The sequence below is a fragment of the Desulfovibrio sp. JC010 genome, assembly GCF_010470675.1.
In the GTDB taxonomy this organism is placed as follows: Bacteria; Desulfobacterota; Desulfovibrionia; order Desulfovibrionales; family Desulfovibrionaceae; genus Maridesulfovibrio.
The window spans coordinates 19,914-39,028 of the sequence record NZ_VOIQ01000010.1 but is presented as its reverse complement, the minus strand read 5'-3'; the positions used below and the strand labels follow the sequence as shown (position 1 = coordinate 39,028).

Genomic DNA, 19,115 nt, shown 5'->3' with positions numbered 1-19,115 from the left:
GATCTTCAGCAGGGCGGTTTTTTTCTGTGGTTTACACTACGGGGTGTGACGCATGGAGGCGAAGCGCATCAAATTATTTGCTTAAGCCTGCAAGGTGCTGGGGCACGGCGTTTCACCCAGAGGTCGCTCGGAAGGAGATAGCGGAATTTCCACGTAAAAATTGGTGCCGTCATCCTTTGATGAATCGAACCAGACCCTTCCGCGAAGGTAGTTCTCGGTGAACATTTTTACGCTGTATGTGCCGAGGCCGCGGCCAGGTCCTTTGGTGGAGAAAGATCGTTTGAATATCTGGTGGGCCACGGTCATGGGAATGGTGCCCTGATTGGAGATTGTGAAAAGGGCTCTGTTGTTTTCTTCGCGGGCTTCCACAGACACGGTGCCGTTTTCCGGTGAGGCTTCAAAGGCGTTTTTGACCAGATTTTCAAGAATGCGGTAGAGAATGCGTTTGTCAGTAGTCAGCTTGAACTCATTTATTTTTGAGTTGATGCTGATGTTTTTTTCTTTTGCCAGTTGGCTGTTCTCGTAAAAAGCACAGATGGATTCAATAAATGAAACGACTGCCACTGGTTCATCATCGGTTTCGAGCTGCTTGGCTTCCGCGGATATGAACAAGCGGTGGGCATTGATTTCATTAGCCATGTAATGGGCGCGTTCTACGATCATTCCGGCCAGTTCCTGCTGTTCTTTTTTTATGGCGTCAATTTTAATCAAAGTCCCGGCATTGGCGATTCCGTTTACCGCATTGAGCAGGTCGTGCAGGAATACCCGTTCCATCATTTCCTTGTGTTTGCTGTCGGAAATGTCCGTCAGATGGATTATATAATACTCATCACCTTTGATCTTTATAGGCGAACTGTTGACCATGAATGTGTAAGCTTTTATTTTGCCGTCCACATTGGCCAGCAGCATGCATTCCTCTTCGCTTTTTTGTCCGGACATGGCAGTCTGGATAGCCCTTAATGCTCCACACTGGACGCAGGGGGTGGCGTCACCGCACCAGTTGCTCCTTGTGTTGCAGCAGCGGAGCAGTTCCCCGGGACGGCGGCCCAGAATCATATTTTCCCGTTTTTCTCCCACAGCTTTGGCCAGAGACTGGTTGTAGAAGATGATCCGTCTGTCCTTGTTTAAAATAAAGGCGGGGTTCGGAACGGTATCAATTAATTCCGGAGCAAGTTCGGCTTTTATATGATCGTGCTGGTCCAGAATATCCGGACTGCACGGATTGTCGTCATTTCCCGGAGTGTCTGGGTAGTATGTTGTTTCGCTCATGCAAGATCTCTGATGTTCTGATTAATGGCCTTTATAAAAAAGCAGGGAGTTACCTTGTCCTTCCATGTGAAGCATGCCGTTTCTTTCCTGCATTGTCTCGACTCTGTCCAGAGCCTGCATGAATTTGAATTCCTGCAGGTTCATGCCTTTGGAGCAGCTTTTGCGTGTAGTGGCCAGAGGCCCGGTCCTGAATATTCCATTGTTGTAGGAGTAATTCCCGCGAAAGCTGTTGCAGCCTCCTGAACCGTATATTTTACCGTTACTGTCCAGTCGCATCCAGATGTGGGCAAATCCCTGCACGGGTTTGCCGTCAATGTCTTCAGCGATCCATTTGGTTTCAGTTGGATTTTCGTAGGTGGGATAATTGGTCTGCTTGGGTGCGCAACCGGCCGCGAAAAGGATTGCACAGGCTGTCAGGGCCAGCAGTGAATATTGTTTCAGGGTGCTGAATTTCATAAATTAATCCTCCGTCAGGACAGTATACTTACATACTGCTCTTTTTGATAGGGAAATGTTAGTGAAATCAGCTGAAATTTTTAGAGGCCGCAGAGCATGTAGCCGAGGATGAGTCCGCACTTGTCGGTGCAGGAAGGGTAGAATTGTTTGTGGGCGCGTGTTGCGGAACGGTTTTCCCGGCCATAGTAGAATTCGGCAATACCCAGCGGGGTGTAGCCGTTGCGGGCGGCGAAATTGAGCAGTTTGGGTGCGCAGCAGTCTCCGGTTCCGGTGGGGATGCCTCTTTGCCCGTGTATTATTTCAGGCATGGGCAGTTTTTCTGCTCGGAAGTTGTGCATGGTGTAGATGGCGTGGATTTTACGCATCAAACCCTGAGACATTTTTTTTCGGCGGGACCCGAGTTCAGCATGGCCGGGGGAACCGGGCACGTGTTTTTCCATTTCCCGGCCGATTCTTTTTATTTCCCTTTCCGTTGTTTCGGTAAGGGACTGGAATTCCTGCGGGTCGATGATCGGCGCTGTCCAGCCGGGGATCTCCCAATGTCCGTTGTACTGCCCGGAAAAAGCCTTGGCGGTTTTTTCGTTTTTGTCACGGTCCAGATAGGTCATGATTCCGAACATCTGGCCCCGTGCTTTGCCGAAGAGGTAGTTAGTGGAAAATTCAGGGTCGGCCTGATCGGTCGGAACGTCAAAATCAGCACGTCCGCATGCGTCCAGCTTGTCCATCAATTCGTGGCAGTGCTGCACGGCTTTACCGGGGCCGAGGGTATGGACGGTGTTACAACGGGCGCAGAAGCCGGAGCAGGAGGTGTTATGGGGAAATATTTCCGTGCCATGCATGGTGAACGCTCACTGATGATTATAAAAACGGGGATATGCCTTGGCACACCCCCGTTTGAATTTTTATATCCAGAACCTGCGGCCCTGTTTACTGGCTGACGGAAAACCTGTTTTTACTGGGAAATAGGTCCGTTAAAATTTATTGAGACAATGCCGTATTCGATCTTGCCTTTGGGGGCGTTGACCACTACTTCGTCGCCTTCCTCTTTGCCGAGCAGGGCTTTACCCACCGGGGATTCAATGGAGATGATTCCTTTTTTGAAATCGCTCTCGTCCGGTCCCATGATGGTGTATTTTTTTTCATCGCCGGTCTCAATATCTTCCAGTTCGACAGTTGCGCCGAAAGTGATTTTCGGTCCGCCGAGGGTGGTCATGTCCACCACATTAAACTGGGGGATACGGGATTCGATGTAGTTGATCTTGGCTTCAAGCATTCCCTGTCTTTCACGGGCTGCGTGGTAACCGCCGTTTTCTTTCAGGTCGCCTTCTTCGCGGGCTTCCGCAATGGCCTTGATTACCTCAGGGCGTTCTTTTTTCAGAGCTGCGAGCTCTTCTTTGATTTTTGCAAATCCTTCTTTTGAAATGGGTATATTGCTCATTCCATAAACCTCAAAATATTTCCGTCGTTGTCAATAAAAATGCAGCCACTGCCGATAAGTCATTAACGGAAGTGAAGCTGCTTCGGGTTCAGGTTGCGTGGCAACCGTTCATTTGCTGAAAGTCCTGCGTAGAACATCCTATGGAGTAGGTCAAGCAGCTTTTGGTAATAGATAAAGGGTTTTTCTTTTTTTATAATATTAATAGGTCTTTGCTTCTGAAAAAAATTTTTTAAAGGGACACGCATGGCATTTTTGAGTATAATTTCATGATTATAATTGTATGGTCAATGAATCGGTTTTAGTAAATATTATGTTTTTGCTAAAGTTTAATTTTTATAGAAATTTAGCGATAAAGTTTTATTTCCGGGTAAAATATTGCGGATAGCTTAATTTTTGAGGGGTTTTCAGGTGGCTGACGAAGTCAGGGTTATAAAGAAAAAGGATGTAAAGCCGGGTATGTATGTGCGTACATACGGCACCGGATCTTTTAGCGATCCTCATGTGGAGGTTGGAAGAGTTATCGAGTCGCTGGATGATATTGCCAAATATCTCCCCGACGACACCGAACGGGTGGAAATTCTGACCGGTAAGTCCCTGCCAGCGATGGATCCTTCAGGAAATAAAAAGGCGAAAAATGCCGAAGAGGCCGCACGTAATCTTGCTGACGCTCTGCCGGAAGCCCGCCGGGTGCATGAAGAAGCCCTCGACTATGCCCATAAGTTTATAGAAGACGTGCGCAAGGGTAAGACTGTTGAGGTCGAAGAAGCTGCTCCCATTGTTGGGGAGGTGATTGACAGTCTGACCACAAACGAGCCTGCAGCCCTCACTCTGGCCTTTCTGAAAAGATATGACGAGTATACCTACACCCACAGTATTAACGTAAACCTCTATTCCCTGTTGCTGGGCAAGGCACTCGGTCTTACGCGTGAAGAACTGGAGATGCTCGGTATTGCCGCTCTTTTTCATGATGTGGGCAAGGGGCGCATTCCCAACAAGGTGCTTAATAAGCCCGGCAAGCTTACTGATGCTGAATACGGTATTATGAAGACCCATTCCCAAAAGGGACTTGAGGTTCTCCGTGATGTTGAGGGTCTTGATCAGGCTGTGCTGCGTGGTGTTGTTGAACATCATGAACGTTATGACGGCAACGGGTATCCAAGCGGGGTCAAGGGGGAGAATATCCATCCTTTCGGGCGGATTATCGCTATCAGCGACGTCTATGATGCCCTGACCAGTGTGCGGGTTTATAAAAAAGCGGTAACCCCGGCCAAGACCCTTAGCCAGATGTACAAGTGGAAAGGCACGGATTTCGATCCTGCCTATCTCAATCGTTTTATCAGGGTTATGGGTATTTACCCTCCGGGTACCATGGTCCAGCTGGACGATCTGCGTTTCGGTATTGTGTTGGAGACCAATGAGTCCAAACCGCGTCATCCGAAGGTCAAGGTCCTGTTTAACGACAAAATGCAGCCTGTGGTTTCCGAGTGTGTCGATCTGGCCACCTATAAGAAAAACGGTCAGGGTGTTATGGTTATGCGCCAGCCTGATCCCAGTTCTCTGGGTGTTGATATGCAGCAGCTTTCCCGTTTTCTGGTTTAAGATAAATTAAATTTCGAGTTTATAGGCCGGAATCAGTTTTTCTGATTCCGGCTTTTTTTTATGTTATATTTTAGTGGCTAATAAGTTTTTTGGGACAAAAGTGAACTTTTGTTCGGTTTTTCTTCTTGACCAAAAGTGAACTTTAGTTCATTTTACAAAAAACATGGAGGAAAACTGTTATGCCTAAAACAGAACAAAACAATGGTGGAATGCATGTCTGCCCGTGGTGAGTGGCTTATACTTTTGATAATAAATTGCGCCGCATGATTGATCCGGCTGATAAGGCTCTTGAAAAATGGGTCCGTCCGGGCATGAAGGTCTTGGATTTCGGCTGCGGACTGGGTCACTATTCAATAGGTGCGGCCCGTCTCGTTGGGGAGAGCGGTGAAGTTGTAGCGGTTGACCTGCAGAAGAAAATGCTTGAAATTGCCATTAAAAGAGCTGCAAAGGCCGGGCTGGCCGGTAGGATTGCCTTTCACCAGTGCCGTCATGACGGGATCGGCTATCCGGGAAAGGTTGATTTTGTGGTTGCAGGAAATGTTATCCATGAAACGCCGGACTATCGCAAAGCCTTGCAGGATATATACGATGTACTGCTGCCGGGCGGAGGTTTTCTCTTTACTGAACCGCGTCATCATGTAAGGGCTGGATTTTTCGATGAAGAGTTGAAAGCTGCAATTGAAATTGGTTTTGCTGTTGAGCAGCTGCCGACTTCATTTATGGCCCGCAAGGCTTATCTGAGTAAGTAAGTTTTTAAGAAAAGTTTCGACTAAGCCCCGGTAAAAGTTTTTGGGATTCTTAAACCCTTTTTTCAAAAAGGGTTTAAGCCGCCGGAGGCGAAATCAAATAATAAGAGCGTGAAGCGCAACCACTTTTTAAGGATTCTTATGATTCGTAAGCATGGAAACTTCGAGCCGGTGCAGGAGCGAGCCGATGTTACCAGGAATGATATTTTGGAGGGGGCCCTGCGCGTATTTTCTGAAAAGGGATACGCGCGGGCCAACACCAAAAATATCGCAGCCGCAGCCGGAGTCTCCACCGGGTCGGTCTACCGCTACTTCAAGAATAAAAAGGTGATCTTCATTGAAGTGATCAACATGCTTCAGGCCCGAATGAGCTTTGATATTTTCGCCAAGGCCCGGGCCAGCCTTGAAGAGGGAAAGTCGTTCCGGGAGTCCATGCGCATGGTGGGTGTGTATTCTGTTGAATCTCATCGCAGCAACCGGATGTTTTTTCGTGAAGTGATGGCCCTTGAAGCTACGGACGAAGAAATCTCGGCCATCGGCAGGGAGAGGGACCGCAGGATCAGGGGGAAGCTGCTGGAGTTTTTGCAGGAACAGAAGGAGCATCTCAAAGTGGATGACCTTGAGGCTGCGGCGGAGTTGGTTCATCTTGTGGTGGAAGAGGTTTCCCATCATGCCGTTATTTTTGATTCCGACGCAGGGGAAGACCGTCTGGTCTACCAGATGGTTATGATGCTTGAGAGTTATCTGCTTGGCCCGTAGCTGCCGTCTTTAAATTACAAATTCCATTTCCTCGAAAATCCGTTTTTCATCGTAGAGTCCGGGGTATCTGGCGGATATCCCGGCCATTATTGCGAAATACGCATCCCAGCCCAGAACCTGCGCCTCTTTCTTTTTGTTTACGAAAATTTTGAACGTGGTCCCTTTGGGGCATTTGGTCATGTTCAGCTCCAGCACTCCGGCTTTGCCGCTTTCCAGCCAGACCGCCGACCAGGCAGTGCGGTCTCCTTCCGTTTTTTTGTACTTCTCAAAGTAGGCTTCAAAGATTCTTTCCATGTCCGCACGATCCATCTGTATGCTCCTTTATATATAGATTGCGTTTTGAGTATAACTATTTTGTCTGAAATTGAGCAAGCGGCATGCTTTGATAAGGGGGCGGTTTGTTTGTTCGGTCAGATGGGGGGGAAGGTGTTGCTTGAGACTACATATTTGTAGGTGGAGACGAATCTGTTCGGTGTGTTTTGTCAAAAATGTAATTTTTGCCCTTTTGGGTGGCCTGCTGAAATTGGTTCAAGCTGGTGCTTTTTCAGGCTGCTATCCACACGCTTGATTTATGGCTGCATAATTACGCATTCAATAACTATGAAAAGGCCGTCTTTAGTGTCGATTATCAATTTTAGCCAAAAAGGGAACTGTGATTGTGTGCGAATTGTCACTTTGGTGTAATTGTCGGTCGGTGTAATTGTTTTGAGTTTAAAAAGATAAAAATATCAGTGTTTTGTGCTTGAGCGGTGCTGGGTGTTTTTGTCATGTTCAGTCGTGTTTTGAGCTGTAAATGTTCCGTGTGGGGTGTTGGTATGTCCCTTTTTGGCAATTAAAAACTTCATTTTCGTATTTTTGTTTGCCAAAATTGTTTTTTTCTGACATTGTCAAATCTCCAAATCGCTCTAGTCGTCAAAAAATGATCTTTTTTATCCTGATTTCGATTCAATTTCAGATTCCTGAAAAAACTATTGTGCCAATTTTGAGAGGTGGAAAAGCTCAAAATGTTATAAAGAACCGGGCACAAATTACTTAATTCGAAATAGTAACAGATTAGAGCCGTACCGGCTGATACATTTTTCTAAAAACATGTCAGCGGCCCCACCGGAAAGAACCTCCTGAACTACGGAACTATCCGGATCAATAATAACCTGCCGGGCTGCTGCACCTGTTGAACCCTAAAAATCATGGAGTGAGCTGACAATATGTGCCGTTTATTTGCGCTTACAAGTCGCGATCCGATTTCACCCATGCTGGCCATCAATGCCCTCAATACAATGAAAGAAGGTCATGACGGCTCCGGCGTTGGTCTCTGTCTCAGGGGACTGGGCGGTCGTTTTGAAGAAGAACTGCAGGGCTGTCCCATCCTTTCCGGAATTTTTACTGAAGCCGGTCTGCGCAGACTGGAACAGTACGCCATGGACCACGGTTTCAAATCCCAGTACAGCATTCTGTACACCCCGGAAACCGAACCTCCGGAAGGCACTCCCGTCCGCGGGACATACGCTGCTATCGCATACAAGGTTCCCAGAGGCTGGAAAGACCTTACTCCGGCTCAGCAGGGAAAGAAGCTGGTTGAAATGCGCCTTGAGCTGCGCAAGATGGGCGAAGAGGACGGAGACATCATGGTCTTCTCTTTCTGGCCCGACACCATCGTTGTAAAGGAAGTCGGTGATCCCCTTGAGATCGGCGAATGGCTCCAGCTCGGTGCCAACCGTAACCTGTATGCCCGCCGCATTCTCGCGCAGGGCCGCCAGAACACCAACTACGCCATCAACCTTTACGCCTGCCACCCCTTCTTTATAGAAGGCGTCGCTTCCATGACCAACGGCGAGAACACCGCATTTATTCCCATTAAAGAATACCTGCAGTCCAGAGACGTTACCGGCTATCAGGGCTATCAGTCCGACTCCGAGGTCTTCACTCACATCGCTCATTACACCACCAAGCGTCTGGGACTGGATATCCGTGCCTATAAGCATATCATCACCCCGCTTATGGATCATGAAATGGCCGACCATCCGGACCGCGAATTCCTCGCGACCCTGAAGCGTTCCTGCCGCAAGATGATTATCGACGGCCCCAACTGTGTTATTGGAACCCTTGATGACGGTTCCATGTTCATGGTTCAGGACCGCAAGAAGCTTCGTCCCGGCATTGTGGGCGGTAAAGACGGCATCTACGCCTTCTCTTCCGAAGTCTGCGGTATCGACGCTGTCATTCCCGACCGCGACAGATCAAAAGACTTCCAGCCCATGCACCTCGATACAGTAATCGTCGGACCCGACTGCAAGGAGATAGAGACATGCTCACAGAAAGACCAATTACCCCGTCAACTTTAGGCGTTAAAGACCTGAACTGGCAGATCGAGTGGGACAAGAATCTCTGTACCCAGTGCGGTCGCTGCACCTCTGTCTGTCCGGTCAACGCTATTGAACTCGGCGTATTCCGCAAGCGCGAGATCAAAACTCCCGCCAGCCTGATGAAAAAGGCCGAGAACGAATACACAGTATTTTACGGCATCCGCCAGAAGACCGACCCGGCTTACGCCTGTATCGGCTGCTCCATGTGCAACATGGTTTGCCCCAACAACGCCATCGGTCCCAAGCGTGAAGAAGGTTCCACAACCCAGAAATTCCACAATGACCGCGGCGGTAACCCCCGCACCCGTGGTGGACGCCGCAACTCCGGTGAATCCCTGCTGGATCAGATCAAGTTCATGCGTATCTCCATGCTCACCGACCCCGCGCTGGACGCAGGTCGCCATGAGTTCCGTTTGAACACCCTGCTCGGTCGCGTGCAGTCTCCCGAAGAAAGCCTGAAGACTTATTCCGAACACGGCTGGAAGCCCCCCGTTCGTGAAATCTACCCGCTGGTTATCGGCGGCATGTCCTTCGGGGCCATGTCTCCCAACATGTGGGAAGGTCTGCAGATGGGTGTTGCTTACCTGAACGAAGAGCTGAACATGCCTGTGCGTATTTCCACAGGTGAGGGCGGTTGTCCTCCCAGGCTGCTCCGTTCCCGTTTCCTCAAATATGTAATTCTCCAGATCGCATCCGGTTATTTCGGCTGGGATGAAATCATCCATGCCATTCCGGAAATGAAGGTCGATCCCTGCGCCATCGAGATCAAATACGGTCAGGGCGCAAAGCCCGGTGATGGCGGACTGCTCATGTGGTACAAGGTTAACAAGCTCATCGCCGCAATCCGCGGTGTTCCGGAGCGGGTCAGCCTGCCCAGCCCCCCAACCCACCAGACCCAGTATTCCATTGAGGAATCCGTAGCCAAGATGATCCAGTCCATGAGTATGGCCTGGGGATTCAGGGTCCCGGTTTACCCGAAGATTTCCGCCTCATCCACTTCTCTGGCGGTTCTCAACAACCTGACCCGTAACCCTTATGCCGCAGGCCTTGCCATCGACGGTGAAGACGGCGGTACCGGGGCGGCATACAACGTCTCCATGAACCACATGGGACACCCCATCGCCAGTAACCTGCGCGATTGTTACAACGCACTGGTTGTTACCGGTAAGCAGAACGAACTGCCCCTCATCGCGGGCGGCGGTATCGGTAAATCCGGCAACCTCGCGGCCAACGCTGCGGCACTGATTATGCTCGGCGCAAGTGCCGTTCAGGTCGGTAAATACGTCATGCAGGCCGGAGCAGGCTGTCTCGGTTCCGAAAAAGACCGCTGCAACGTCTGTAACATCGGCGTATGTCCCAAGGGTATCACCTCTCAGGATCCCAGACTTTACCGTCGCCTTGACCCTGAAAAAGTAGCCGAAAGGGTTGTTGACTTCTATCTGAGCTTTGACACTGAAATCAAAAAGATTATCGCCCCTCTGGGCCGCTCCACATCACTGCCCATCGGCATGTCGGACGCGCTTGGTATCAGTGACCGTGATGCTGCTGACAGACTCGGCATCAAGTACGTGGTTTAACTAGCAGCTCACGATTTACGGAGATTGAAAAATGGCAACAGAAAAAATATGCATCAGCGGTCTTGAAGAAGGTGCCCGTATTGAATCCCGCATCCTTGAGGAGCGGATTCAGAAAGCGGTTGCCGATGGAGCCCGCAAGCTTGAAATAGACGCCATGGGCCAGCACGGCATTGGCGGACGGCTTTGGATTTCCAAGGAAGAACCCATCGAGATCGACGTTATCGGTACTTCCGGTCAGCGTCTCGGTTCCAAGGGCTTCCCCGGTACTGTAATCAACGTCCACGGTTCGGCTTCCGATGACGTGGGCTGGCTTAACGCCGGTGCGGAAATCATCGTCCACGGCAATGCTTCCAACGGCGCATGTAACGCCATGGCGCAGGGTAAGGTTATCGTTAACGGCGATATCGGTGCCCGCGGCATGACCATGACCAAAACCAACCCTCGCTTTGATGAACCGGAGCTCTGGATTCTCGGCGGAGTTGGTGACTATTTTGCAGAATTCATGGCTGGCGGTACCGCTGTAGTCTGTGGTTACGAAGCCCAGAATCCTGAGAACGTTCTCGCTTTCCGTCCCTGTGTCGGAATGGTTGGCGGTCGTATTTTCGTACGCGGACCCCACGGCGAATTCTCCACAGCAGACGCCATCCTCGAACCCATCACCGATGCGGATTGGGAATGGCTGACCACTAATCTTAAAGAGAACCTCGCCAAGATTGGCCGTGAAGAAGTTTATGATTCCCTGACCGAGCGCAAGGAATGGCAGCTTATCCGCGCCAAGTCTCCCTTTGAGAAGACCGGGCGTAAGCGTCGTTCCATGTCCGAATTCCGTTCCGATGTCTGGGACGGCGAACTCGGACAGGGCGGTCTTATCGGCGACCTGACCGACCTTGACCGTTCCCCCATTCCGCTGATCACCCACGGTGAGCTGCGCAGATTCGTTCCGGTCTGGGAAAACCGTAAATATCAGGCTCCCTGCCAGTCTGCATGTCCCACCGGCATGCCGGTACAGAAACGCTGGCAGCTGGTCCGTGACGGTCTTGTCGACGAAGCCGTGGACCTCGCCCTTGCATATACTCCTTTTCCCGCAACAGTCTGCGGTTACCTCTGTCCCAACCTCTGTATGGAAGGTTGTACCCGCGGCGTGAAAGACATGCTCTCCGTGGACATCACCAAGCTGGGCCGCGACGGCGTGAACAGCCCCGCACCTGAACTGCCGCCCCTTTCCGGTAAGAAAGTAGCGGTTATCGGCGGCGGTCCCGCAGGTATTTCCGTTGCATGGCAGATTCGTCGCAAGGGCCATGAAGCCGTGGTCTACGACATGTCCGACAAGCTCGGCGGTAAGATCACCTCCGCCATTCCTTCCAGCCGTATTCCCAAGGAAGTGTTGGATGCTGAGCTTGAGCGTGTTGCCAAGGTTATCCCCCACGTACACATGCAGAAGAAGCTTACTGCCGATGATTTCGCCGAACTGCGCCAGAACAACGACGCTGTCGTGCTGGCCATCGGTGCCCAGAAGCCGCGCATCATTCCCATCCCCGGCCATGAGCGCATCACCCCGGCCCTTGATTTCCTCAAGGATGCCATGAAGGGCAAGGCTGAAGTGGGTGAGAAAGTGGTCATCATCGGTGCGGGTAACGTCGGTTGTGACGTTGCCACTGAATGTTCCCGTCTCGGCGCAAAAGATATTCTGCTTATCGATATTCAGAAGCCTGCCGCGTTCGGTAAGGAGCGTGAAGAGGCCGAACATGTCGGTGCCAAGTTCCGCTACCCCTGCTTCACTCAGGAAGTTACCGAGGAAGGCGTGGTGCTCAAGTCCGGCGAAGTTCTTCCGGCTGACACTGTGATCATGTCCATCGGTGATACTCCGGATATCGAGTTCCTGCCCGACACCATCGCGCTTGATCGCGGTCACATCGTGGTTAACGAAGATTACCAGACCACCGAACCCGGTGTTTACGCCATCGGTGACGCTGTGCGTCCCGGTCTGCTGACCCACGCCATCGGCCATGGTCGTGAAACCGCCGAGACCCTCGATGAAATCTTCTGCGGTAAGCGTCCGCATGCAGAACCTAAAGACGTCATCGACTACAAGCGCATGACCCTTGAATACTTTGATCCGCGCATCACCCACTTCAAGGATGTTCAGGAATGTGCGCAGGAATGTTCTTCCTGCGGTTCCTGCCGTGATTGCGGTCTTTGCGAAACCGTCTGCCCGCAGGCGGCCATCTCCCGCAAGGCCGGAGAAGGCAAGGATTTCGAAATGGCCTGTGATTCCGATAAATGCATCGGCTGCGGCTTCTGCGCCAATGTCTGTCCCTGCGGTATCTGGAATTTAATTGAAAACAGCCCTCTGGGTTAACTATACAGTCTTAAAGAATAGGTGAGCCGGGCGGTCCGGTGAACCTGTATGGATTCTAAAGATGAAAGCCCTGCTGATTTGGTTCAGCAGGGCTTTTATTCATGGTGCCTCCGGCGGCTCTCCGAGGGCCAAAGAAACTTTTGGGAAAAGTTTCTCTGGACTCTTCAAAACTTTTTATTAGGGCTTCGCCGTTTGTGTTTACGAAGAATGGCTTATGAAGTTAGATGCGAAGCAAACTAAAAGGTTTTGAAAGGGATGGGGCCTGGGGAGGCATTCTTATCTAAAACAAAGGCTCGATTTCAAATTCCATTTTCTCTTTTGTCTTGGGATGCTCGAAACATAAATACCCGGCATGCAGCTTGAGCTGTCCGGGGGCTGTGCCGGAACCGTAAAGCCTGTCTCCCACGATGGGGCAGCCCAGCCCCTGCGGATGTGCTGAATGTACTCTTAATTGATGGGTGCGCCCGGTATGAGGGGTGAATTCCACGCGGGTCTTGCCATTCTCAATACCCAGCTTGCGCCAGTGGGTGATACCCAGCTTGCCGTGGATGGGATCGTAGACCTGATATGGACGGTTGTAGGGATCAAGGCGGAAAGCCATCTCAATGACTCCGCTGTCTTCCTTGACGATACCGTCCAGCAGGGCGATGTAACGTTTTTTTACCTGCCTTTTCTGAAACTGTTCCACCAGTTCGCGCACAGCCCGTGCAGTCAGCCCCAGCACCAGCAGGCCGGAGGTATCCATATCCAACCGATGTACAGTGGGAAACTTGCGGCATTCCGGGAACATCTTCTGCACCCTTGTGACCACGCAATCCTGATTCTCCGGTCCACGTCCGGGCACGGAAAGAAGTCCGCTCGGTTTGTTGACCACCACGATTTTGCGGTCCGCATAGACTATATCGAGTAATTTTTCGTCGCTCATGGCTACTTAATCCTTTTTTTGGTCCGAAAATGCAACTATCAATTTTTCTGATAAGTTTAATCAGGAATGTTTTGTCGTAATGGATTGGTGAAGGGAAGCACTTAATTGCATGTTTCTGAGTTGTAACACTGATTCTAGGTCTGAATTGAGGTTGTATAGTCTTGCTTGCTTGGAAATGGCCGTAATAACAGGGCTTGCGGCTTGGGCGGTAAAATTGTCGGAATTCTTTCTGTTTGAGGTATGAAAAACAGGGCTGTTGAACCCGGATTCAGTGCCGTTTGAATGCTAATTCTAGGTAGCACGAAAGGTGAATTGTTATCCATATGTCAAAAAAATGGTTGTGAAAAAAATATCTATAAGCAATATGAGGGGTTAAGGGGTGTTTTGTACAAAATTTCACAAACGGCTTATTTTTTTGATTGCATAATCAAACAGAGGGGTCTATTACTTGATCAACGGATCAAGAACAGGTCCTCTTAGAAAAAATGGCCGCACAAAAGTTCGGACGTTTTCATAAAGGTTAAAAAATAATTTTCATAAATAAGGTTTCAAATCTTTAACTTCCACCTGCGGGTGGGACGGGTAATAAGAGATGAAAAAAATGAGCGTACTTTTTCTTTTACTTCTGGTGATCGTGGCTGCTGCAGCAACTTCCGAAACTCTGGATTTCAAATCCAAGGACGTAACCACCGTTGCTGAAGCGCGTGTATCCGGTGCTGACACCAAAGCAGTTGTAAAGGGTCACATCGTAAGAAAGATCAACGACAATAAATACGTATTTCAGGACAAGACCGGTGAGATCATCATCGACCTCAGCCCGAAAGCGGGATCCCTCCCCGTTGACGCTAACGCTGAGGTAGAGATTGAAGGCAGGGTCGAGCAGGACCTCGTCTTCGCCGGAATCGAAGCCCAGAAAATATCCGTTATCAACTAAACGGACCTCACAGGAATAATTATTCCTAACCAGAAAGGTCGCTAATCCGACTCTCTTGAATCTGAATTGTCAGCAGTTTTCAAAGCCGCGTCCGAGGACGCGGCCTTTCTGTTTTTTAGGCCCCGGAATTGAGTTTGCGCTCGGTTCCGGGGTTTTACTATTTAACTAAAATACGGATTGCAGAGTTCGTTGATGGTGCTGATAATCTTGTCTTTTGAGATAGGTTTGGTCAGGAATGAATCGCAACCTGCTTCAAGGATTTTTTCTTTGGCTTCAGTCAGGGCGTGGGCGGTCAGGGCTACGATAATGCTCGGTTTTATTTCAGTCTGGGCTTCCCATGATCTAATTTTGCGAGTGCATTCATAGCCGTCCATGACCGGCATTTCAATATCCATGAAGACAAGGTCGAAGTGATTGCTGCGGGCCTGCTCCAAGCCTTCTTCTCCGTTGTGGGCTATTTTCAGGTTGTGGGGCAGATCTTTGAAAAAAAGCTGGATCAGCATGCAGTTGGCCTTATTGTCTTCCACCAGAAGAATATCAAGGGGGCGGATTCGTCCGCTGGGCTGGGACGGGGCCGGATGCAGTTCCGGTTTTTTGCTAAGTGCTTTTTGGGATGCGTTTTCAAGGGAGTGCATGTCAATGGGAGCCAGCAGGACACTGCCGTTGAACTTCTCAATGTAATCCTGTCCCACAGTGGTGATGAGGACGATCTTTTCTTCATCAATATCCATGGAACGCAGTTCATTGAGGGTCTTCTGACGTTTCCAGCCATGGATTCCTCCCCGGACAATGATCAGGTCATAGGGCGAGTTGGATTTGATGCTGTTTTCAATGAAGCTGCGCCCTTCTTCCATGTTCTGGGCTTTACTGATCCGCTTGGTTCTTGTGCTCATGCGGATTGCCAGTGCCTGCCGGGAATAATCCTGATCATTGACAATAAGAACGGATTTGCCGCGCAGGGGAGAGCTTTCCACAGAGCTGCGCGGGTCTTTCTCAAGGGGCAGTTCCAGATGGACGGTGGTGCCGAATCCTTTGCGGCTTTCGATCCATATTTTCCCGCCCATGGCTTCACAGAGTGATTTGCAGATGGAAAGGCCCAGACCGGTGCCGCCGTATTTACGGGTGGTGGAAGAGTCGGCCTGAGTGAAGCGGTCGAAAATCGAATCAAGTTTATCTTTATCAATACCGATACCGCTGTCCTTGACCGCGAAATGGATATTCAGGCTGTTGCCGCTCTCTCCGTTGCTCGTTTGTGTGAGTGCTGTTTCCACAACAACAAAACCCCGCTCGGTGAATTTGATGGCGTTACCGATGAGGTTTACGAAAATCTGCTGCAATCTTGTGGGGTCGCCCAGCAGGTGTTCAGGTACATCCCGGTTTATGTTGTAGGCCAGTTCCAGTCCTTTTCCATGCCCGGCATGGGCTGTGACTTTGAACGCCTTGCCGATGAGCCGGTCCAGATTGAGATCTTTTTTCTCAAAGGGGATCTCCCCTGCTTCAATCTTGCTCAAGTCGAGGATTTCATTGATCAGGTGCAGCAGTGATTCTCCGGATTCCTGAAGGATTTCCACAAACCTTTTCTGCTCGTCATCAAGATTGGAGTCCCCGAGGATTTCGGCCATGCCCAGAATAGCGTTCATGGGCGTCCTGATTTCATGGCTCATGGCGGCCAGAAACTGGGATTTTGCCAGAGTTCCCTTGGCGGCTTCCACGGCCATGGCTTCTGATTTGGCAATAGCCTTGACCAGTTTCCGGTTGGCGGTTTCCAGTTCGTGGGTCCGTTCCTGTACGTTTACTTCAAGATTTTTGTACAGGCTTTCCAGATTGCGGCTCATATGGTTGAAATTCAAGGCCAGAATTCCGATTTCATCCATGCGCGAGCCCACGTCAACAGTAACGAATTTACGGCGGGCGATTTTTCTGGTGTTGTTGGCCAGTATGCGCAGCGGAGAGATGAGAATGCGCTGAAAAAAAGCATCAAGGGCGATGATGGTGCAGAGCATGCAGGCACTGAAAAGGAGTATCAGACTGTACGTGTTTTCCTGAATTTCCTTACGGACTTTATCCAGCCTCATGCCGATTTCAACGCGGCCGATATGTTCATTGCCGCTGATGATGGGCGTGGAGACGATGAGCACGTCATCTCCGTAGGAGGGCTTGTTTTTCGGAGTGTGGGATTTGGATACAATATTGCCCGATTGCAGGATGGGCGTGCCTTCACGGTTATATATTTCGCAGAAAGCGACCTGCTGGGACTGCTCAATGGAAAGGGCAAGGTCTTCAATAAGGAAGAAGCTGAATCGCGGCAGGTATTCAGCGCAGGAGCGGGCAGCCAGCGAGGCAATGCGGTTGCCGTGCTCATAGAGGCTGTCCTCAAGCATCCTTTTCTGGGAATCCACAATGTAGTACCCCAGTAAGAAAAAGAAGAGCAACAGGATCAGCCCGGTGCCTATGGATATTTTAAACCGTAAGCTATCTTTCATTACAGTGCGTAAACCATTCTCATTGAGTGTTCTGCCGTGTTTTGTTGTTTGCTATTGAGCATCTTCCCTGAATTCAAATTTTATTTCGCCGTTAATTATTTTTTTTCTGATATCTTCAACTTTCTCCAGAACTCCTGCAGGAATTTTATCGCGGGTATATTTCATTTCACTTAAGGATACACCGCCTTCTTTGATCCCGTAGCTGGTGGGGCCGGGAGTGAATTTGCCCTGCATGATTGCCTTTAATTCATTGTAGGCGGTGATATCCATTTTTTTTATCATGCTGGTCAGCACAAATCCTTTGGCCAGTGAATCCTGATCGGAATCAACACCGATTGCGTACTTACCGCTTCGTCTTGCGGCTTCGATTACTCCGTTTCCGGTCAGCCCGGCCACGGTGAAGATCACGTCAGCCCCGTCATTGTACTGGCCCATGGCCATATTGTAACCTTTGGCCGGGGCATTGAATCCGGAAAAGTCTCCCAAGGGGCTGACATAAGCAGTTTTTACTTCAATACCCGGCACAGCATATTTGGCTCCGGCAACATATCCCTGTTCAAACTCGCGAACCTGCGGAACCGGGGTTCCTCCTATGTAGCCGATTATTCCAGTCTTGCTGCACATGGCGGCCAAAGCTCCGGCCAGAAATGACCCTTCACCCTGTTTAAAGGAAACGGAGGAGACATTGTTCAGGCCATCAACCGGAACTTCACTGATGATAAATTTTTTGTCCGGGAATTTTGGGGCAGTTGTTTTTACCAGTTTAGCATGCTGGGCTCCGATCAAGATGAGGATGTCGGACTGATTGATCAGTTTGGTGAAATCTTCAATTGTGGACTCGCCGTCTTTTTCCGGTTCCATGACAATCAGTTTGAAATTGAATTCCTGCTGTGCCTTGCGGATTCCGCCATAGGACATGTCATTATAAGAAAGATCTCCAAGTCCGGAAGCACCGGTGACAAAGCCGACAACTGGTTGTTCTGCACAGGCGGTGCCTATAGTGAAAGAGAGGAATAGAATGACGGCAAGTAATTTTTTCATGGGTACCCCGGATTAATGAAAAGCTTGTTTCAAAAATAATATTTTGATTCTGCAATATTTAAATGAACTTACTATAAAAGTGTAATTTATTAAAGGTTCTTCGGGCAAGTTTGTGGGTGTGTATTTTTTGCAAAAAAAATCCCGGTAAGATTTTTCTTACCGGGATTTTTGCTTGAATTTTACGTAAGTAAGCGTTCAATTATTCTGGTTTGGTGCCAGTTTAAGAAACGGAATTCTATTCCATTCAATCTTGCCGCCGTATTGGGCCAGTGCCACTCCTGCAAAGATTACAGCCGAGGCCAGCAGCTGGACGGAGTTCAGGGTTTCGCCAAGCAGGAACCAGCCGAAAAATGCGGCAATGGCCGGAACAAGATTGATGAAGGCCGAGGCTTTGCCCGCCGGGAGTTTGCACATGCCTATATTGTAGAGCAGAAAGGCCCCGAGGGTGACAAATATTCCAAGGTATCCGGCCATGATGAGAATCTGAACCGGGGCTGCCCCCAGTCCGTCTCTGAAAAGCAGGTACAGTCCGGGCAGGAAGAAGATGCAGCCGGCCGCATTTTGTACTGTGGTCAGGGTCCATGCTCCGTAGTTGGCGGAGAGCCTTTTGACCAGCAGCATGTATCCGGCGGCACATCCCATGGCGATAAGTTCCAGCAGGTTGCCGAGAGCGGGGTTGCTGGCATTGCCGGAAGGATTACCGCTCAGGGTCAGGGCTGCTACCCCCAGCATGGACAGGGCCAGTCCGATCCATCCTGCAAGAGTTGTTTTTTCCTTGAAGAAGAATCCCGCGCCCACTGAAACCATCAGCGGCAACGAGGCGGATATAAGTCCGGCCTGCGTGGCTGTGGTATAAGTCAGGGCATATGATTCAAAAAGGAAATACAGGCAGGGCATGAACAGGGCCATGAATGCCAGAGCCAGTCGGTCTTTACCCTTTTTTACCGGCCCGGCCAGACGGCCCATGAAAGGGGTCAGGATAAGGGTGGCAAAGCCCACGCGCATCCACATGACCGCCCACGGGTTCAATGTTCCCACCAGATGTTTCATGGCCGCAAATGAACTGCCCCAGAGCAGCACGGCGGCGAGTATGGCAAGCACGGGAAGTATGTTTTTATTGGAATTGGTAGCGTTCATAAATTTCTCCTTAATGAGAAAGCTACCTG

General features: G+C 50.0%; 16 protein-coding genes. 7 read left to right on the top strand and 9 right to left on the bottom strand.

What is annotated here, in order from left to right:
- Positions 1-81: 81 nt before the first annotated feature.
- From FMR86_RS12390 to greA, 4 genes are all read right to left on the bottom strand, one after another.
- Positions 82-1,269 (bottom strand): PAS domain-containing sensor histidine kinase, encoded by a 1,188-nt coding sequence (locus tag FMR86_RS12390; RefSeq protein ID WP_163351719.1) that lies wholly within the window; start codon positions 1,267-1,269, stop codon positions 82-84.
- 21 nt (positions 1,270-1,290) lie between these two features.
- A complete protein-coding gene (locus FMR86_RS12385) occupies positions 1,291-1,725 on the bottom strand; it encodes an META domain-containing protein (RefSeq protein ID WP_163351718.1) in 435 nt (144 codons plus the stop codon).
- Positions 1,726-1,805: 80 nt separating this feature from the next.
- Positions 1,806-2,564 carry a hypothetical protein gene (locus tag FMR86_RS12380; protein ID WP_163351717.1) on the bottom strand — a complete coding sequence of 253 codons (759 nt, stop codon included), beginning with the start codon at positions 2,562-2,564 and terminating at the stop codon, positions 1,806-1,808.
- A gap of 113 nt (positions 2,565-2,677) precedes the next feature.
- Entirely contained in the window at positions 2,678-3,163 is a 486-nt protein-coding gene (greA, locus tag FMR86_RS12375; RefSeq protein WP_163351716.1) for a transcription elongation factor GreA, read from the bottom strand.
- A gap of 408 nt (positions 3,164-3,571) precedes the next feature.
- On the opposite strand from greA, the gene FMR86_RS12370 reads away from it, so the two are divergent.
- The 3 genes from FMR86_RS12370 to FMR86_RS12360 all read left to right on the top strand — a co-directional run bounded on the left by FMR86_RS12370 (position 3,572) and on the right by FMR86_RS12360 (position 6,267).
- Positions 3,572-4,762 (top strand): HD-GYP domain-containing protein, encoded by a 1,191-nt coding sequence (locus FMR86_RS12370; protein WP_163351715.1) that lies wholly within the window; start codon positions 3,572-3,574, stop codon positions 4,760-4,762.
- Between the two features lie 230 nt (positions 4,763-4,992).
- On the top strand, positions 4,993-5,511 hold the full coding sequence (locus FMR86_RS12365; RefSeq protein WP_163351714.1) for a class I SAM-dependent methyltransferase: 519 nt from the start codon (positions 4,993-4,995) through the stop codon (positions 5,509-5,511).
- Positions 5,512-5,649: 138 nt separating this feature from the next.
- On the top strand, positions 5,650-6,267 hold the full coding sequence (locus FMR86_RS12360; protein ID WP_163351713.1) for a TetR/AcrR family transcriptional regulator: 618 nt from the start codon (positions 5,650-5,652) through the stop codon (positions 6,265-6,267).
- 9 nt (positions 6,268-6,276) lie between these two features.
- Here FMR86_RS12360 and FMR86_RS12355 read toward each other — a convergent pair whose 3' ends face one another.
- On the bottom strand, positions 6,277-6,576 hold the full coding sequence (locus FMR86_RS12355; RefSeq protein ID WP_163351712.1) for a hypothetical protein: 300 nt from the start codon (positions 6,574-6,576) through the stop codon (positions 6,277-6,279).
- Between the two features lie 896 nt (positions 6,577-7,472).
- On the opposite strand from FMR86_RS12355, the gene FMR86_RS12350 reads away from it, so the two are divergent.
- From FMR86_RS12350 to FMR86_RS12340, 3 genes are read left to right on the top strand one after another with little or no spacing between them, the layout of a single operon-like run.
- The gene (locus FMR86_RS12350; protein WP_163351711.1) at positions 7,473-8,609 is read left to right on the top strand and encodes a glutamate synthase; all 1,137 of its coding nucleotides are present in this window, start codon (positions 7,473-7,475) and stop codon (positions 8,607-8,609) included.
- Positions 8,573-10,207: a glutamate synthase-related protein gene (locus FMR86_RS12345; RefSeq protein ID WP_163351710.1), complete on the top strand. Its 1,635-nt coding sequence runs from the start codon at positions 8,573-8,575 to the stop codon at positions 10,205-10,207. The genes FMR86_RS12350 and FMR86_RS12345 overlap by 37 nt, the downstream gene beginning before the upstream one ends.
- A 31-nt stretch (positions 10,208-10,238) precedes the next feature.
- Positions 10,239-12,566 carry an FAD-dependent oxidoreductase gene (locus FMR86_RS12340; RefSeq protein WP_163351709.1) on the top strand — a complete coding sequence of 776 codons (2,328 nt, stop codon included), beginning with the start codon at positions 10,239-10,241 and terminating at the stop codon, positions 12,564-12,566.
- Between the two features lie 280 nt (positions 12,567-12,846).
- On the opposite strand, the gene FMR86_RS12335 is transcribed toward FMR86_RS12340, so the two are convergent.
- Complete coding sequence (locus tag FMR86_RS12335) at positions 12,847-13,491, bottom strand: RluA family pseudouridine synthase (RefSeq protein WP_163351708.1); 645 nt, start codon at positions 13,489-13,491, stop codon at positions 12,847-12,849.
- A gap of 601 nt (positions 13,492-14,092) precedes the next feature.
- On the opposite strand from FMR86_RS12335, the gene FMR86_RS12330 reads away from it, so the two are divergent.
- Positions 14,093-14,425 (top strand): NirD/YgiW/YdeI family stress tolerance protein, encoded by a 333-nt coding sequence (locus FMR86_RS12330; RefSeq protein ID WP_163351707.1) that lies wholly within the window; start codon positions 14,093-14,095, stop codon positions 14,423-14,425.
- Between the two features lie 161 nt (positions 14,426-14,586).
- On the opposite strand, the gene FMR86_RS12325 is transcribed toward FMR86_RS12330, so the two are convergent.
- From FMR86_RS12325 to FMR86_RS12315, 3 genes are all read right to left on the bottom strand, one after another.
- Complete coding sequence (locus tag FMR86_RS12325) at positions 14,587-16,908, bottom strand: ATP-binding protein (protein WP_163351706.1); 2,322 nt, start codon at positions 16,906-16,908, stop codon at positions 14,587-14,589.
- Between the two features lie 51 nt (positions 16,909-16,959).
- Positions 16,960-17,949, bottom strand: a complete 990-nt coding sequence (locus FMR86_RS12320; RefSeq protein ID WP_163351705.1) for a BMP family protein — start codon at positions 17,947-17,949, stop codon at positions 16,960-16,962.
- A gap of 195 nt (positions 17,950-18,144) precedes the next feature.
- Positions 18,145-19,086 (bottom strand): DMT family transporter, encoded by a 942-nt coding sequence (locus FMR86_RS12315; protein ID WP_163351704.1) that lies wholly within the window; start codon positions 19,084-19,086, stop codon positions 18,145-18,147.
- Positions 19,087-19,115: the final 29 nt, after the last annotated feature.

Coding starts and splice junctions, on each gene's coding strand:
- FMR86_RS12330 (WP_163351707.1), top strand. CDS start 14,093: ATGAGCGTACTTTTTCTTTTACTTCTGGTGATCGTGGCTGCTGCAGCA.
- FMR86_RS12350 (WP_163351711.1), top strand. CDS start 7,473: ATGTGCCGTTTATTTGCGCTTACAAGTCGCGATCCGATTTCACCCATG.
- FMR86_RS12360 (WP_163351713.1), top strand. CDS start 5,650: ATGATTCGTAAGCATGGAAACTTCGAGCCGGTGCAGGAGCGAGCCGAT.
- FMR86_RS12325 (WP_163351706.1), bottom strand. CDS start 16,908: ATGAAAGATAGCTTACGGTTTAAAATATCCATAGGCACCGGGCTGATC.
- FMR86_RS12315 (WP_163351704.1), bottom strand. CDS start 19,086: ATGAACGCTACCAATTCCAATAAAAACATACTTCCCGTGCTTGCCATA.
- FMR86_RS12390 (WP_163351719.1), bottom strand. CDS start 1,269: ATGAGCGAAACAACATACTACCCAGACACTCCGGGAAATGACGACAAT.
- FMR86_RS12355 (WP_163351712.1), bottom strand. CDS start 6,576: ATGGATCGTGCGGACATGGAAAGAATCTTTGAAGCCTACTTTGAGAAG.
- FMR86_RS12340 (WP_163351709.1), top strand. CDS start 10,239: ATGGCAACAGAAAAAATATGCATCAGCGGTCTTGAAGAAGGTGCCCGT.
- FMR86_RS12335 (WP_163351708.1), bottom strand. CDS start 13,491: ATGAGCGACGAAAAATTACTCGATATAGTCTATGCGGACCGCAAAATC.
- FMR86_RS12320 (WP_163351705.1), bottom strand. CDS start 17,949: ATGAAAAAATTACTTGCCGTCATTCTATTCCTCTCTTTCACTATAGGC.
- FMR86_RS12380 (WP_163351717.1), bottom strand. CDS start 2,564: ATGCATGGCACGGAAATATTTCCCCATAACACCTCCTGCTCCGGCTTC.
- greA (WP_163351716.1), bottom strand. CDS start 3,163: ATGAGCAATATACCCATTTCAAAAGAAGGATTTGCAAAAATCAAAGAA.
- FMR86_RS12385 (WP_163351718.1), bottom strand. CDS start 1,725: ATGAAATTCAGCACCCTGAAACAATATTCACTGCTGGCCCTGACAGCC.
- FMR86_RS12345 (WP_163351710.1), top strand. CDS start 8,573: ATGCTCACAGAAAGACCAATTACCCCGTCAACTTTAGGCGTTAAAGAC.